Origin of the sequence: Pseudomonas delhiensis (assembly GCF_900187975.1) — a bacterium.
Lineage (GTDB): Bacteria > Pseudomonadota > Gammaproteobacteria > Pseudomonadales > Pseudomonadaceae > Pseudomonas > Pseudomonas delhiensis.
This window is the reverse complement of sequence record NZ_FZPC01000035.1, coordinates 26,681-40,133: the sequence shown is the minus strand read 5'-3', so window position 1 is coordinate 40,133 and position 13,453 is coordinate 26,681. Positions and strand designations below refer to the sequence as shown.

The following is a 13,453-nucleotide window of genomic DNA, read 5'->3' as shown; positions in this document are numbered from 1 at the left end:
GCGCGGCCGCCTTCGACGAGGTACCCATGAAGAAGATTTTCCTGTTCTGCCTGCTGCTGCTCGGCGGCCTGTCGACCTCGGCCTGGGCGAGCTGCAGCTTCGACTCCGGCTACATGACCTCGCAACTGAGCATGAGCCTGCCGGCAACCATCAGCGTGCCCGCCGATGCCACGCCGGGCACCGAGCTGTGGAGCAGCGGCTGGGTGGCCGCCAGCGGCAACAACATCACCTGCAACAGCAACGGCAGCGTGTCCGGCGTGCTGGCCGCCGGCATCGGCGCCGCCGTGCCCGGCTTCACCAACAGCAGCGGCTACCCCTCGGTGTTCAAGACCAACATCGAGGGCATCGGCATCTCGGTGTACTGGTGCAACTACAACAGCTGCAACCCGAACTACAACAACGTCACCCCCATCCCCAGCCTGGCCTGGTCGGTGACCGGCGTCCAGTACCCGCTGAAGAACTCCTGGTGGGTGCGCCTGGTGAAGACCGGGCCGATCCTCAATGGCGGCCAGTTGCAGGTCAGCGGCACCTCCACCGTTTCCTACCAGAACCTGGCGGTGGCGCGGCTGACCTTCAGCGGCGCCACCGCGGTCACTTCGCGGGCCTGCGAGATCAACCCCGACAGCCAGAGCATCACCGTGCCGCTGCCCACGGTGCTCAGGACCGATTTCCCCAGCGGCCTCGGCGTGCTGGCCGACAACGGCAAGGCCCGCGCCTTCAGCATCAACATGCAGTGCGACAGCGGGGTGAAGATCTGGTACCGGGTCGACGGCGCCAGTAGTGGCAACAACGTGCTGGACAACGCCACGGGCGCCGGCATGGCCAGCGGCGTCGGCGTCCAGCTGTTCTATGGCGACGCCAGCAGTACCCAGGTGCTGCCCCTGGCCACCAAGCAATTGCGGGGCAGTACCGGCAGCGCCACCCTGCCGGTGAGCATCCCGCTGGCGGCCAAGTACTACAAGACCGCCAGCACGGTCACGGGCGGGCAGGTGGCGGTTACCGCGACCTTCACCCTGACCTACGAGTGAGCGACCGTTCGTCCGCCGGCACGGGAAAAAACCGACCTGCTGTCGATCCCTGCCGGCCCGGCACGACTATAGGTATCTGCGTCCCAACGCCCGGAGGAGCCGAGGATGAAATACCTGTGCCTGATCTACCTGGACGAGAAAGCCGCCGCGCAGTTGCCCGCCCATGACTACCGCGCCGTGGTGGAAGAATGCCTGGGCTACGAGCAGCAGTTGCGCGAGCGCGGCCAACTGGTGGCGGTGGAGGCCCTGCAGTCGGTGGACACCGCCACCACCCTGCGCCACCGCGACGGCCAGCTGTCGGTCACCGACGGGCCCTTCGCCGAGACCCGCGAGCAGCTCGGCGGCTTCTACCTGATCGAGGCGCGCGACCTCAACGAGGCCATCCAGATCGCCGCGAAGATCCCGCCGGGGCGCCTGGGCTGCATCGAGGTGCGGCCGATCCGCGACTGGGAACAGCACTTCGCCGCCCAGGCCTGAGCCCCGCCGGCCGGCCGGCGACCCCCGCGAAGAGGAGGAACGCCCATGAAAATCGACAACTTCACCCTACCGCCCGTGGTGAGCCGCGAAGACTGGCTGGCCGCGCGCAAGCGCCTGTGGCAGCTGGAGCGCGAGGCCACCCACGCCCGTGATGCCCTGGCCGCCGAGCGGCGCAGGCTGCCGCTGGTGCGCATCGACAAGGACTACCGCTTCGAGGGCCCGGACGGCCCGCTGCGCCTGCTCGACCTGTTCGAGGGCCGGCTGCAGCTTATCGTCTACCACTTCATGTTCCACCGCGACCGTGGCGAGGGCTGCGAGGGCTGCTCGTTCCTGGTCGACAACCTCGGCCGCCTGGAGCACCTGCACGCCCGCGGCACCACCCTGGCCCTGGTGTCCCGCGCGCCCCTGGCGGAAATCGCCCCGTTCCGCACGCGCATGGGCTGGCGGCTGCCCTGGTACTCGTCCTTCGGCAGCGACTTCAACTACGACTTCCACGTCACCCTCGACGAGAAGGTGGCGCCGATCGAATACAACTACCGCGACCTGGACGAGCTGCGGCGCCTGGGCCAGGACTACCATATCCAGGGCGAGCAGCCCGGCATGAGCGTGTTCCTGCGCGACGGCGACAGCGTCTACCACAGCTACTCCGCCTACGGCCGCGGGCTGGAGGCGCCGCTGTTCACCTACCATCTGCTCGACCTCACGCCACTGGGCCGCGGCGAGGGCTGGGGTGGCATGGCCGACCTCGACGGCAAGGGCATGAACTGGCTGCGCTACCATGACCGCTACGATGACGAGCAACCGCCGCACGGCTGCTGCGCGTCCTGAAAAGGAGGAATCGCCATGGGCAGTCCCATCGACCCGGCCATCCAGCGCCTGCTGGACGGCTGGCTGGAAGCGGTGCAGGCCGGCGACGTCGAGGCCATCGTCCGCCACTACAGCGACGACGTGCTGGCCTTCGATGCCGTGGGCAAGCTGCAGTTCGTCGGCCGCGAGGCCTATGCGCAGCACTGGCGCGCCTGCCTGCTGGCCTGCCAGCAGACGCGCTTCGAGCGCCACCACCTGGCGGTGGAGCAGGGCGGCGACGTCGCCTTCGGCCACTACCTGTCGTACTGCGGCGGCAGGGACGAGCAGGGCGAGGAAAAGGCCTCCTGGGCGCGGGTGACCTTCGGCCTGCGGCGGGTGGACGGGGAATGGAAGATCGTCCACGAGCACTTCTCCATTCCTTTCGACATGCACAGCGGGCAGTTGCTGTTCGACGCCCAGCCATGAGCCGGCCGCATGCATGACTACGCGCCGCCTTCGCTGCGGGACAGGGTGGATGACATCTACCGCCGCGAATCGCGGCGCGTGCTGGCCACGCTGATCCGCCTGCTGGGCGACTTCGACCGCGCCGAGGAGGCGCTGCACGACGCCTTCGCCGCCGCCGTGGAGCAGTGGGGGCGCGATGGCCTGCCGCACAACCCGCGGGCCTGGCTGGTCTCCGCCGGACGCTTCAAGGCCATCGACCACCTGCGCCGGCGGGTGCGCTTCGACGCCTCGCTGGAGCAGATCGCCCGCCAGCTGGAGATCGACGCCCAGGGCGAGGAAGAGGCCGGGCACGAGGGCCTGGAGGACGACCGCCTGCGCCTGGTCTTCACCTGCTGCCACCCGGCGCTGGCCGCCGACGCCCAGGTGGCGCTGACCCTGCGCGAGGTCTGCGACCTGCGCACCGAGGAGATCGCCCGCGCCTTCCTCGCGCAGCCGGCGACCATCGCCCAGCGCATCGTCCGCGCCAAGCAGAAGATCCGCGATGCGCGCATTCCCTACCAGGTGCCGGAGCCGGCCGAGCTGCCGCAGCGCCTGACCAGCGTGCTGCGGGTGGTGTACCTGGTGTTCAACGAGGGCTACGCGGCCTCCAGCGGCGAATCCCTGACCCGCGCCGAGCTGTCCGGCGAGGCCATCCGCCTCGGCCGGCAACTGCTGGAACTGCTGCCGGAGCCGGAAGTGATGGGCCTGCTGGCGCTGATGCTGCTGCAGGAATCGCGGCGCGCCGCGCGCAGTGACGAGAACGGCGAACTGGTGCTGCTGGAGCACCAGGACCGCTCGCGCTGGGACGCCGGGCTGATCGCCGAGGGCCAGCGCCTGGTCGGCCTGGCCCTGGCCAGCCGCCGCTTCGGCCCCTACAGCCTGCAGGCGGCCCTGGCCGCGGTGCACGCCGAGGCCGCCGACCTGGCCAGCACCGACTGGCCGCGCCTGGTGGCGCTGTACGACGCCTTGCTGCAACTGCAGCCCTCGCCGGTGGTGGAACTCAACCGGGCAGTGGCCCTGGCCATGCGCGATGGAGCGCAGGCCGGGCTGGACGCGGTGGACGCCATCCTCGCCCGCGGCGAGCTGGCCGACTACCACCTGGCCCACGCCGCCCGCGCCGACTTCTGCCGCCGCCTGGGCCGCGCCACCGAGGCCCGCGAGGCCTACGAGCGGGCGCTGGAACTGGTGCGCCTGGAGCCGGAGCGGCGCTTCCTCGAACAGCGTTTGCGGGCGTTGGAGGCATGACCAAGCCCGACCGTGCCGTAGGGCGAATAACCGTTCGCGGTTATCCGCCGATTGGCCCATGCCGCAGCCGGGGCCCAGGTCGCCCCTGGAGCCGCCTGGAAGCGAGGTTAAACGGCGGATAACGCGGAGCGTTATTCGCCCTACGCCAAGCTCGACCGTGATGTAGGGCGAATAACCGTTCGCGGTTATCCGCCGATTGCTCCATGCCGCAGCCGACGTCCAGGTCGGCCTTGGAGCTGCCTGGAAGCGAGGTTAGACGGCGGATAACGCGGAGCGTTATTCGCCCTACGCCAAGCCTGACCGTTACGTTTGCGCCGCCATTTCGCGCAGCTTTTCCAGCGACAGGATGCGCAGTTGCCGGTAGCCCAGCGCCAGCGCGCCGCCGGCCACCAGCTCGCGCAGTTCCAGGGACAGCGTCTGGCGGCTGATGCCGAGCATCATCGCCAGCTCGTCCTGGCTGATGCGCACCACCTGGCGCTGCTCGCCGTCGATGCTGCCGTCGCCGCGCGCCAGTTGTTCCAGGCGGCTGGCGATGCGGGCGCGGGTGGAGCGCAGCATGGCGTCTTCCAGCAGGCGGTAGACCAGGCGCGTGTGCTGCGCCTGGAGCACGCAGACGGCGCGGGCGAAGCCGTTGTCGAGCATCAGCCGGTCGAAGGTCGCCTGGTCCACGCCCAGCACTTCGCTGTCACGGCTGGCGATCACGTCGTGGGTGCGCGGCAGGCCGTCGAGCATCGAGGCCTCGCCGAACCAGTGGCCGGGCTCCAGCACCGCGAGGATGGCCTCCTTGCCGTCCTCGCGCAGGGTCGAGGCCTTCAGCTTGCCCTGCAGCAGGGTGAGGAAGTGCTCGCCGCGGTCGCCCTGGCGGAACACGAACTCGCCGGCGCGCAGCTGCTGGCGCCGGCCTTCGCTGGCCAGGGTGCGGCGCACCGCGGGGGCCAGGCGGGCGAACCAGGGGTTGGCGCCCAGTTGCTGCAGGAGGTCTTCGGTATCGGGCATGGGGCGGGGTTCGGGCAGGTGACCGCAGCACTTTGACCGCCTTGCCCGGCCGCTGCAAGCCATGGGCAATTGTCGGGTTTCCGGCAGTCCTGCGCCGCCTGCTGGCCTAGCCTGCCTGGCAACGCGGGCGGCGTGCGCCCGCAGGCCAAGGAGAACAACAACGATGAGTTTCGCAGCCAAGGTAGTGTGGATAACCGGCGCCTCTTCCGGCATCGGCGAGGCGCTGGCGCTGGCATTGCTGGAGCAGGGCGCCGAGGTGATCCTCTCCGGGCGCCGCGTCGAGGCCCTGCAGGCGCTGGCCGGGCGCGCCCCGCAGCGCAGCCTGGTGCTGCCCTTCGAAAGCACCGACTACGAGCGCCTGCTGGCCCTGGTGGAGCAGGCCTGGGCCTGGCGCGGGCGCATCGACCTGCTGGTGAACAACGCCGGCGTCAGCCAGCGCAGCCTGGCCCTGGACACCGGCCTTGCGGTGTACCGGCAACTGATGGAAGTGGACTACCTGGCCCCCGTGGCCCTGACCCAGGCCCTGCTGCCGCGCCTGGTGGAACAGCGCGGCGGCCAGCTGGCGGTGGTCAGCTCGGTGGCCGGCAAGGTGGGCGCGCCGCTGCGCACCGGCTACTGCGGCGCCAAGCACGCGGTGGTCGGCTACTTCGAGGCGCTGCGCGCGGAAGTGGAGGCGGCCTATGGCATCGGCGTCAGCGTGATCCTGCCCGGCTCGGTGCGCACCGCCATCGCCCTGAACTCCCTGGAAGGCAACGGCAGCCAGCGCGGCCGCTCGGACACCAACATCGACAACGGCATCGACCCGGCGGTGGCGGCGCAGACCATCCTTGCCGGCCTGGCCGCGCGGCAGCATGACATCGTGGTGGCCGAGGGGATGGAGAAGCTGGCCCTGCAACTGCGCCAGGCCGACCCGGAGAAGCTCTTTGCCTTGACGGCGCAGGAAGGGGCTCGTCTGGCGCAGCAGCGCGAGGAACTGGGGGCTGGGGCGTCCATCGATCCGGGGGATGTGAACCGGTTGCAGGGGTGAGACCGGCGCGGCCGGGGGCAATCGCGGACTCCGTCCGCGATCATCCGCCCAGGGGCGCGCGGGCGATACGCGGTGGGGCGTCTTTGCTAAGCTGCCGGGCGCTGCAATCCATTCGAGGTTCCGCCATGCGCAAATCCCCCCTGCTCGCCGCCCTCGGCCTGCTCGCCATCCTCAACGCCCCCGCCGTCTTCGCCCACGCCCACCTGAAGAGCGAAACCCCCGCCGCCGACAGCACCGCCACCGCTCCCAAGGAACTGCGCCTGAGCTTCTCCGAAGGCGTCGAGGCGAAGTTCACCAAGGTCACGGTCACCGCCGCCGACGGCAAGGCCGTGAAGGTGACCGGCATCGCCACCACCGAGGGTGATGCCAAGGTGCTGGTGGTGACCTTCGACCAACCGCTGCCGGCCGGCGAGTACAAGGTGGAATGGCACGCCGTTTCGGTGGACACCCACAAGAGCAACGGCAGCTACGTCTTCAAGGTCGCGCCCTGAACCATGAGCCGCATCCGCCATGGATGACGCCCTGGTCTTCTGTCGTTTCCTGCACCTGCTGCTGACCCTCACGCTGTTCGGCGTGGGGCTGTTCCGTGCGGTGCTGCGCCGCCAGGAGGGCGCCGTGCTCGCCACGCTGGATGGGCGGGTGCTCGCCGGCTTGCGTGGCGCCGCCGCGCTGGCGCTGCTCGGTGGCCTGGCCTGGCTCGGCCTGGTGGCGGCGAGCATGGCCGGCGAGTGGTCCGCCGCGCTGGACGGACCGACGCTGCGGCTGGTGCTGGGGCAGACCTTCTTCGGCCAGGTCTGGGCCTGGCACCTGCTGGCGAACGTCGCATTGCTGGTGGCGCTGTGCCTGCCCCTGTCGGCGGACAACCCGCTGCGCGTGCTGCTGGCCGGGGCCGTCCTGGCCAGCCTGGCGCCGGTGGGCCACGGCGCCATGCTCGACGGCTGGGCCGGTGTCGGCCTGATGCTCAACCAGGCCCTGCACCTGCTCTGCGCCGGCGCCTGGCTCGGCGGCCTGCTGTTGCTGGCGGCGCTGCTCTACCGCGCGCCGGGCTCCACCCATGGCGAGGCGCTGCGGCGCTTCAGCGGCGTGGGCTACCTGCTGGTGGCCGGGGTGGCGGCCAGCGGGCTGGTGAACGTCTGGGCGCTGGTCGGGCAATGGCCGGACCCGCGGGTTTCCACCTTCGGTTTCGTGCTGACCATCAAGTTGCTGCTGGTGGCGGGGATGCTCGCCCTGGCGCTGCTCAACCGCGTGGCCCTGGCGTTTCGCGAGAAGCGCCTGCTGGCGTTGCGGCGCAGCGTGATGCTGGAGTGGGCGTGCGGGGTGGCGGCGGTGGCGGCGGTGTCGTTGCTGGGGACCTTGTCGCCGGCGGGGTAGGGGCGCCAAGGTCAGGCGGCGGATAACCGCGAACGGTTATCCCCCTACGTGATGGGTGAGCCTGGCGTAGGGCGAATAACGCCTACGGCGTTATCCGCCGTTTGACCTTGCGCCCAGGCGGCCCCGAGGTTGACCTTGGCTGTTCAACGCGCCGGCAGGATCACCCCGCGGCACTCGCCGAAGCCGATGCGCGGGTAGCCTTCGCGTTCGCACCAGGCGCGGAAGATCACCTCGTCGCCGTCCTGCAGGAAGGTGCGCTGCTCGCCGCCGGGCAGTTCCAGCGGCTGCTTGCCGCCGAAGGTGCTCTCCAGCAGGCTGCCGAAGGCTTCCGGCTGCGGCCCGGAGAGGGTGCCGGAGCCGAACAGGTCGCCGGCCTGCAGCTTGCAGCCGCCGACGCTGTGGTGGGCGACCATCTGCGCCACCGTCCAGTACATGTTCCGGGTGTTGCTCAGTGCCAGGCGCACGGGCTCGACGCCCTGCTCGCGCATGGCCGCCGTCTGCAGCAGCACTTCCAGCTGGATGTCGAGGGCGCCGTGGGCCTGGTCGTGCTCGTCCAGCAGGTAGGGCAGCGGCTGCGGGTCACCCTCGGGGCGCGGCGGCTGGGCCTTGCGGAAGGGCGCCAGGGCCTCGGCGGTGACCACCCAGGGCGACACGCTGGTGGCGAAGTTCTTCGCCAGGAAGGGGCCCAGCGGCTGGTATTCCCAGGCCTGCACGTCGCGCGCCGACCAGTCGTTGAGCAGGCAGTAGCCGGCCACGTGCTGCTCGGCCTGGCCGATGCCGATGGCCTCGCCCATGGCGTTGCCCGGGCCGATCCAGATGCCCAGTTCCAGTTCGTAGTCCAGGCGCTTGCTCGGGCCGAAGGTCGGGGCCTCGGCGCCGGGCGCCAGGGTTTGGCCGTTGGGCCGGCGCACCGCGGCGCCGGAGGCGACCACGGTGGAGGCGCGGCCGTGGTAGCCGATGGGCACGTGCTTGTAGTTGGGCAGCAGCGGGTTGTCCGGGCGGAACAGGCGGCCGACGTTGTTGGCGTGGTGGATGCCGACGTAGAAGTCGGTGTAGTCGCCCACCTGGGCCGGCAGGTGCAGCTGGCAGCTGGCCTGGGCCGGCAGCAGCGTGGCGCCCAGTTCCTGCATCCGCGCCTGGCGCGGGCTGCCTTCGGCCAGCAGCGCCTGCAGCTGCTCGCGCAGCACGCGGCGCGGGCCGGCGCCGAGGGCGAAGAAGGCGTTGAGGCTGGCGCCGCTGGCGGCCTCCGCGGCGTGGCGGGCCTCGCCCTCGAACAGGTCGGCGGCCAGCGCCGCCTTCAGGTCGAGGATGTGCTCGCCGATGGCCACGCCGCCGCGCGGCTCGCGGCCGGGGCTGCTGAACACGCCCAGCGGCAGGTTCTGCAGGGGGAAGTCGGGGTGGCCGTTGGCGGATTCGATCCAGCTGCGGCGGTTGTCTGCCTGGTTCATGGGGTTCAGTTCCTCTGGAAGGTCTTGGCCATGCCGCTCCAGCAGGCGTCGTAGTCGCGCTGCAGCTGCGGGCATTCGAGAGCGTAGCGGGTCGGGCGCAGGACGCGGCCGGTCTCGAACATGAAGGCCATGGTGTTGTCGATCTTGTGCGGCGCAAGCTGGGCGGCTATGGCCTGCACGGTGGTGGCGTTGTCCGGGCCGTGGGCGCTCATGCAGTTGTGCAGCGAGGCGCCGCCCGGGGCGAAGCCGTCGGCCTTGGCGTCGTAGGCGCCCTGGATCAGGCCCATGAATTCGTTCATCAGGTTGCGGTGGAACCACGGCGGGCGGAAGGTGTTCTCGGCCACCATCCAGCGCGGCGGGAAGATCACGAAGTCGACGTTGGCCATGCCGTGGGTGTCGCTGGGCGAGGTGAGCACGGTGAAGATCGACGGGTCCGGGTGATCGTAGCTGACCGTGCCGATGGTGTTGAACAGGCGCAGGTCGTACTTGTAGGGCACGTTGTTGCCGTGCCAGGCGACCACGTCCAGCGGCGAGTGGTCCAGCTCGCAGGCCCACAGTTCGCCGAGGAACTTCTGCACCAGCTGCACGGGGGCGTCGATGTCCTCGTAGTGGGCCACCGGGGCGAGGAAGTCGCGCGGGTTGGCCAGGCCGTTGCTGCCGATCGGGCCCAGGTCGGGGATGCGCAGGGCGGCGCCGTGGTTCTCGCAGATGTAGCCGGCGGCGGTGGCGTCGAGCAGTTCGACGCGGAACTTCATGCCACGCGGGATCACCGCGATCTCCAGCGGCTCGATGTCCAGCCGGCCCAGCTCGGTGGCCAGGCGCAGGCGGCCCTGCTGCGGGACGATCAGCAGCTCGCCGTCGGCGTCGAAGAAGGCCCGGTCCATGGAGCGGTTGGCGCGGTACAGGTGCACGCTCACCCCGCTGGCCTGCTCGGGGTCGGCGGTGGCGGCGAGGGTCAGCAGGCCGTCGATGAAGTCGGTGGGCTCGGCGGGGATGTCCTGGGGGTTCCAGCGCAGGCGGTTGGGGTTGACCTGGCCCGGCTCGCGGCCGGGGACCTGCCGCGCCAGGCGTTCGAAGCGCGGGTGGCTGGCCGAGGGCTTGATGCGGTACAGCCAGGTGCGCCGGGCCTCGCTGCGCGGCACGGTGAAGGCGGTGCCGGAGAACTGCTCGGCGTACAGGCCGTAGGGCGCCTGCTGCGGCGAGTTCTGCCCGTGGGGCAGGGCGCCGGGCAGGGCTTCGCTGGCGAACTGGTTGTTGAAACCCGACAGGTAGGCGAGGGATTCGACGGACGACATGGCGACCTCTTTGTTTTTGTAATCGAATTACGGATAACGTAATTTGAACGCCGGAAGGGGTCAAGCTATAACAGCGCCTCCATCGACGAACGAGTCATTGCATGGCCATTCCCAGGGACACCGGCGACGCGCCGAAACGCCAGAAAGTGCAGGCCGCCGAAGTCGGCACGGACATCCTCAGGGGCCTGGCCGACCTGGCCCCGGCCACCTCGCTGTCGCGCCTGGCCGAGCACGTGGGCATGCCCGCGGCCAAGGTCCACCGCTACCTGCAGGCGCTGATCGCCAGCGGCTTCGCCGAGCAGGACGCGGCCACCAACCATTACGCCCTGGGGCCGGAGGCGCTGTTCGTCGGCCTGGCCGCCATCGGCCGGCTGGACGTGGTGCGCGCGGCCACGGCGCACCTGAGCGCCCTGCGCGACGAGCTGAACGAAACCTGCTTCCTCGCCGTGTGGGGCAACAAGGGCCCGACCGTGGTGCAGGTGGAGCAACCGCTGCGCGCGGTGACCCTGGTCACCCGCGTGGGCTCGGTGCTCCCTCTATTGGGCTCGTCCACCGGCCTGGTGTTCAACGCCTACCTGCCCGACGGCGAGACCGCGCCGCTGCGCGCGGAAGAGGCGGGCACGCCCGGCGCGCTGGACGAGGCGGAACTGCACAAGCAGACGGCGGAAATCCGCGCCACGGGCCTGCACCACGTGCACGGCCTGCTGATGCCGGGGGTGAATGCGCTGTCGGCGCCGGTGTTCGCGGTGGGCGAGCAACTGGCCGGGGTGGTGACGGTGGTGGGCGCGGCCAGCGCCTTCCGCGCGGAAACCCAGGGGCGGGCGGCGGAGTTGCTGAAGGAAGCGGCGGCGGCGATTACCGCGCGGATGGCGGGGCGTAGGCCGGAGTAGGGGCGCTTTTCGTAGGAGTGAGCTTGCTCGCGAATGGGGTTCCATCGGGCAGGTTCGGTGCGCATCCTCAAGAGCGCCCTCTCCCCAACCCTCTCCCGCAAGCGGGAGAGGGGGCTGTCCGGTATGAACGCGGAGTTCAGCTTCAACCTGTAGGAGCGCGCCCTGCGCGCGAGTCGCGGGCAGGGCCCGCTCCTACAATTTGCCGCGAAGCACGGGCTCCCCGTAGGAGCGGACTCCGTCCGCGAATGGTGTTCGCCGGCGGCACTGTGCTTTGGATTGACGCCTTCCCCTCTCCCACAAGCGGGAGAGGGGGCTGTCCGGCATGAACGCGGAGTTCAGCTTCAACCTGTAGGAGCGCGCCCTGCGCGCGAATCGCGGGCAGGGCCCGCTCCTACAATTTGCCGTGAAGCACGGGCTCCCCGTAGGAGCGGACTCGGTCCGCGATGGGCTTATTTCGCCTCCAGCACCCCGCGGCGGATCTGGTCGCGCTCGATGGATTCGAACAGCGCCTTGAAGTTGCCCTCGCCGAAGCCGTCGTCGCCCTTGCGCTGGATGAACTCGAAGAACACCGGGCCCATCAGGGTTTCCGAGAAGATCTGCAGCAGCAGGCGGCGCTTGCCGCCCTCGGAGGTGCCGTCGAGGAGGATGCCGCGGTTGCGCAGTTCCTCCACCGGCTCGCCGTGGTTGGGCAGGCGCTCTTCGAGCATCTCGTAGTAGGTCGCCGGCGGCGCGGTCATGAAGCGCATGTTCAGGCCCTTGAGGGCGTCCCAGGTCTTCACCAGGTCGTCGGTGAGGAAGGCCACGTGCTGGATGCCCTCGCCGTTGAACTGCATGAGGAATTCCTCGATCTGCCCGGCGCCCTTGGAGGATTCCTCGTTGAGCGGGATGCGGATCATGCCGTCCGGCGCGGTCATGGCCTTGGAGGTCAGGCCGGTGTACTCGCCCTTGATGTCGAAGTAGCGGATCTCGCGGAAGTTGAACAGCTTCTCGTAGAAGTCCGCCCAGTAGGCCATGCGCCCGCGGTACACGTTGTGGGTGAGGTGGTCGATGATCTTCAGGCCGGCGCCCTTCGGGTGGCGGTCCACGCCTTCGATGAACTCGAAGTCGATGTCGTAGATCGACGAGCCCTCGCCGAAGCGGTCGATCAGGTACAGCGGCGCGCCGCCGATGCCCTTGATCGCCGGCAGGCGCAGCTCCATCGGCCCGGTGGGGATTTCCACCGGCTGCGCGCCCAGCTCCAGGGCGCGGGCGTAGGCCTGGTGGGCGTTCTTCACGCGGAAGGCCATGCCGCACACCGAGGGGCCGTGCTCGGCGGCGAAGTAGGCCGCCAGGCTCCTGGGCTCGTTGTTGAGGATCAGGTTGATGTCGCCCTGGCGGTACAGGTCCACGTCCTTGGAGCGGTGGCTGGCCACCTTGGTGAAGCCGAGGCTGGCGAAGATGGGTTCCATCACGCCGGGGGTGGGGGAGGCGAATTCGATGAATTCGAAGCCCATGAGGCCCATGGGGTTGTCGAAGAGGTCTGCCATGTCTGTGTTCCTCGCGGTGGGCGCGCGCGGCGGCACGCCCGGGATTCGGAAAGTCGTGGGGTCAGCTGCGCGGCTGGCGCGGTGGCGAGCAGGGCACGCCGCGTACGCTGCGGGCGAGGAAGTCGCCGATGGTGACTTTGAATCCGAGGCTGTGCATGGCGCGCTCCTCAGGCCGGCTTGTCGGCCTGGACGTCCGGGTGGGCCTGGCGGAAGGCCGGGTGCTCCAGGGCCAGGCGCTCTACCCTGAGTATGCGCGGGAATCCTGCCAGGTCCACCTTGAAGCGGCGGGCGGCGTACAGCTGCGGCAGCAGGTAGACGTCGGCCAGGCCCGGCTGCGGGCCGCAGCAGAAGCCCGCGTCGCCGATCAGCGCTTCCACGGCCTTGAGGCCTTCGCCGACCCAGTGGGCGATCCATTGCTCGACGCCGTTCTCGTCGATGCCCAGCCCGCGCAGGCGGTTGAGCACGGCGACGTTGTGCAGCGGGTGGATGTCGCAACCGATGAGCGCCGCCACGCCGCGCTGGTGCGCGCGCTGCAGGGCGTCGGCCGGCAGCAGGGCGGGTTCGGGGTAGCGTTCTTCCAGGTATTCGATGATCGCCGGCGACTGGACCAGCAGCTCGCCTTCGTCGGTGCGCAGGGCCGGCACGCGGCCTTGCGGGTTCAGGGCCAGGTAGGCGCCCTGGCGGTGCTCGCCCTGCAGCAGGTTCACCGGCAGCTGCCGGGCTTCCAGCCCCTTCAGGGCCAGGGCGATGCGCACCCGGTAGGAGGAGGTGGAGCGGTAGTAGGTGTAGAGGTCCATGAACCGGCACTCGCAGGCAGCGTGCCCGTCGTGGCGGACACTGTTGTTTTCGTAATGGACTTA

The 13,453-nt window shown here is 69.9% G+C and carries 14 protein-coding genes; 9 read left to right on the top strand and 5 right to left on the bottom strand.

Features of this window, described 5'->3' with window-relative positions; genetic code table 11:
- Positions 1-26: 26 nt before the first annotated feature.
- The 5 genes from CHC02_RS25715 (at position 27) to CHC02_RS25695 (ending at position 4,040) form a co-directional block, all read left to right on the top strand.
- Positions 27-1,028: a fimbrial protein gene (locus CHC02_RS25715; RefSeq protein WP_089394226.1), complete on the top strand. Its 1,002-nt coding sequence runs from the start codon at positions 27-29 to the stop codon at positions 1,026-1,028.
- Between the two features lie 105 nt (positions 1,029-1,133).
- On the top strand, positions 1,134-1,505 hold the full coding sequence (locus tag CHC02_RS25710) for a YciI family protein (RefSeq protein WP_089394225.1): 372 nt from the start codon (positions 1,134-1,136) through the stop codon (positions 1,503-1,505).
- A gap of 45 nt (positions 1,506-1,550) precedes the next feature.
- Complete coding sequence (locus tag CHC02_RS25705) at positions 1,551-2,333, top strand: DUF899 domain-containing protein (RefSeq protein WP_089394224.1); 783 nt, start codon at positions 1,551-1,553, stop codon at positions 2,331-2,333.
- A 15-nt stretch (positions 2,334-2,348) separates the two neighbouring features.
- Positions 2,349-2,777 carry a YybH family protein gene (locus CHC02_RS25700; protein WP_089394223.1) on the top strand — a complete coding sequence of 143 codons (429 nt, stop codon included), beginning with the start codon at positions 2,349-2,351 and terminating at the stop codon, positions 2,775-2,777.
- Between the two features lie 9 nt (positions 2,778-2,786).
- Positions 2,787-4,040 carry an RNA polymerase sigma factor gene (locus CHC02_RS25695; protein ID WP_089394222.1) on the top strand — a complete coding sequence of 418 codons (1,254 nt, stop codon included), beginning with the start codon at positions 2,787-2,789 and terminating at the stop codon, positions 4,038-4,040.
- A gap of 303 nt (positions 4,041-4,343) precedes the next feature.
- Here the strand turns inward: CHC02_RS25695 and CHC02_RS25690 are convergent, their stop codons facing one another.
- Positions 4,344-5,036 carry a Crp/Fnr family transcriptional regulator gene (locus CHC02_RS25690; RefSeq protein ID WP_089394221.1) on the bottom strand — a complete coding sequence of 231 codons (693 nt, stop codon included), beginning with the start codon at positions 5,034-5,036 and terminating at the stop codon, positions 4,344-4,346.
- Between the two features lie 163 nt (positions 5,037-5,199).
- On the opposite strand from CHC02_RS25690, the gene CHC02_RS25685 reads away from it, so the two are divergent.
- From CHC02_RS25685 to copD, 3 genes are all read left to right on the top strand, one after another.
- Entirely contained in the window at positions 5,200-6,063 is an 864-nt protein-coding gene (locus tag CHC02_RS25685; protein ID WP_089394220.1) for an SDR family NAD(P)-dependent oxidoreductase, read from the top strand.
- 125 nt (positions 6,064-6,188) lie between these two features.
- On the top strand, positions 6,189-6,554 hold the full coding sequence (gene copC / locus CHC02_RS25680; protein WP_089394219.1) for a copper homeostasis periplasmic binding protein CopC: 366 nt from the start codon (positions 6,189-6,191) through the stop codon (positions 6,552-6,554).
- Positions 6,555-6,573: 19 nt separating this feature from the next.
- The gene (gene copD / locus CHC02_RS25675) at positions 6,574-7,434 is read left to right on the top strand and encodes a copper homeostasis membrane protein CopD (protein ID WP_089394218.1); all 861 of its coding nucleotides are present in this window, start codon (positions 6,574-6,576) and stop codon (positions 7,432-7,434) included.
- 143 nt (positions 7,435-7,577) lie between these two features.
- On the opposite strand, the gene fahA is transcribed toward copD, so the two are convergent.
- Positions 7,578-8,882, bottom strand: a complete 1,305-nt coding sequence (gene fahA / locus CHC02_RS25670) for a fumarylacetoacetase (RefSeq protein ID WP_089394217.1) — start codon at positions 8,880-8,882, stop codon at positions 7,578-7,580.
- A gap of 5 nt (positions 8,883-8,887) precedes the next feature.
- Positions 8,888-10,177, bottom strand: a complete 1,290-nt coding sequence (hmgA, locus tag CHC02_RS25665; RefSeq protein ID WP_089394216.1) for a homogentisate 1,2-dioxygenase — start codon at positions 10,175-10,177, stop codon at positions 8,888-8,890.
- A gap of 101 nt (positions 10,178-10,278) precedes the next feature.
- Between hmgA and CHC02_RS25660 the strand changes: the two genes are divergently transcribed.
- Positions 10,279-11,067 carry an IclR family transcriptional regulator gene (locus CHC02_RS25660; protein WP_089394215.1) on the top strand — a complete coding sequence of 263 codons (789 nt, stop codon included), beginning with the start codon at positions 10,279-10,281 and terminating at the stop codon, positions 11,065-11,067.
- A gap of 449 nt (positions 11,068-11,516) precedes the next feature.
- Here the strand turns inward: CHC02_RS25660 and hppD are convergent, their stop codons facing one another.
- Entirely contained in the window at positions 11,517-12,593 is a 1,077-nt protein-coding gene (gene hppD / locus CHC02_RS25655; RefSeq protein WP_089394214.1) for a 4-hydroxyphenylpyruvate dioxygenase, read from the bottom strand.
- Between the two features lie 167 nt (positions 12,594-12,760).
- Positions 12,761-13,390, bottom strand: coding sequence for a maleylacetoacetate isomerase (gene maiA, locus CHC02_RS25650; protein ID WP_089394213.1), 630 nt, complete (start codon positions 13,388-13,390; stop codon positions 12,761-12,763).
- Between the last annotated feature and the right edge of the window lie 63 nt (positions 13,391-13,453).

Bases quoted from the DNA above. Each gene is read 5' to 3' on its own strand.
- CHC02_RS25715 (WP_089394226.1), top strand. From the start codon at position 27: ATGAAGAAGATTTTCCTGTTCTGCCTGCTGCTGCTCGGCGGCCTGTCG.
- CHC02_RS25710 (WP_089394225.1), top strand. From the start codon at position 1,134: ATGAAATACCTGTGCCTGATCTACCTGGACGAGAAAGCCGCCGCGCAG.
- CHC02_RS25705 (WP_089394224.1), top strand. From the start codon at position 1,551: ATGAAAATCGACAACTTCACCCTACCGCCCGTGGTGAGCCGCGAAGAC.
- CHC02_RS25700 (WP_089394223.1), top strand. From the start codon at position 2,349: ATGGGCAGTCCCATCGACCCGGCCATCCAGCGCCTGCTGGACGGCTGG.
- CHC02_RS25695 (WP_089394222.1), top strand. From the start codon at position 2,787: ATGCATGACTACGCGCCGCCTTCGCTGCGGGACAGGGTGGATGACATC.
- CHC02_RS25690 (WP_089394221.1), bottom strand. From the start codon at position 5,036: ATGCCCGATACCGAAGACCTCCTGCAGCAACTGGGCGCCAACCCCTGG.
- CHC02_RS25685 (WP_089394220.1), top strand. From the start codon at position 5,200: ATGAGTTTCGCAGCCAAGGTAGTGTGGATAACCGGCGCCTCTTCCGGC.
- copC (WP_089394219.1), top strand. From the start codon at position 6,189: ATGCGCAAATCCCCCCTGCTCGCCGCCCTCGGCCTGCTCGCCATCCTC.
- copD (WP_089394218.1), top strand. From the start codon at position 6,574: ATGGATGACGCCCTGGTCTTCTGTCGTTTCCTGCACCTGCTGCTGACC.
- fahA (WP_089394217.1), bottom strand. From the start codon at position 8,882: ATGAACCAGGCAGACAACCGCCGCAGCTGGATCGAATCCGCCAACGGC.
- hmgA (WP_089394216.1), bottom strand. From the start codon at position 10,177: ATGTCGTCCGTCGAATCCCTCGCCTACCTGTCGGGTTTCAACAACCAG.
- CHC02_RS25660 (WP_089394215.1), top strand. From the start codon at position 10,279: ATGGCCATTCCCAGGGACACCGGCGACGCGCCGAAACGCCAGAAAGTG.
- hppD (WP_089394214.1), bottom strand. From the start codon at position 12,593: ATGGCAGACCTCTTCGACAACCCCATGGGCCTCATGGGCTTCGAATTC.
- maiA (WP_089394213.1), bottom strand. From the start codon at position 13,390: ATGGACCTCTACACCTACTACCGCTCCACCTCCTCCTACCGGGTGCGC.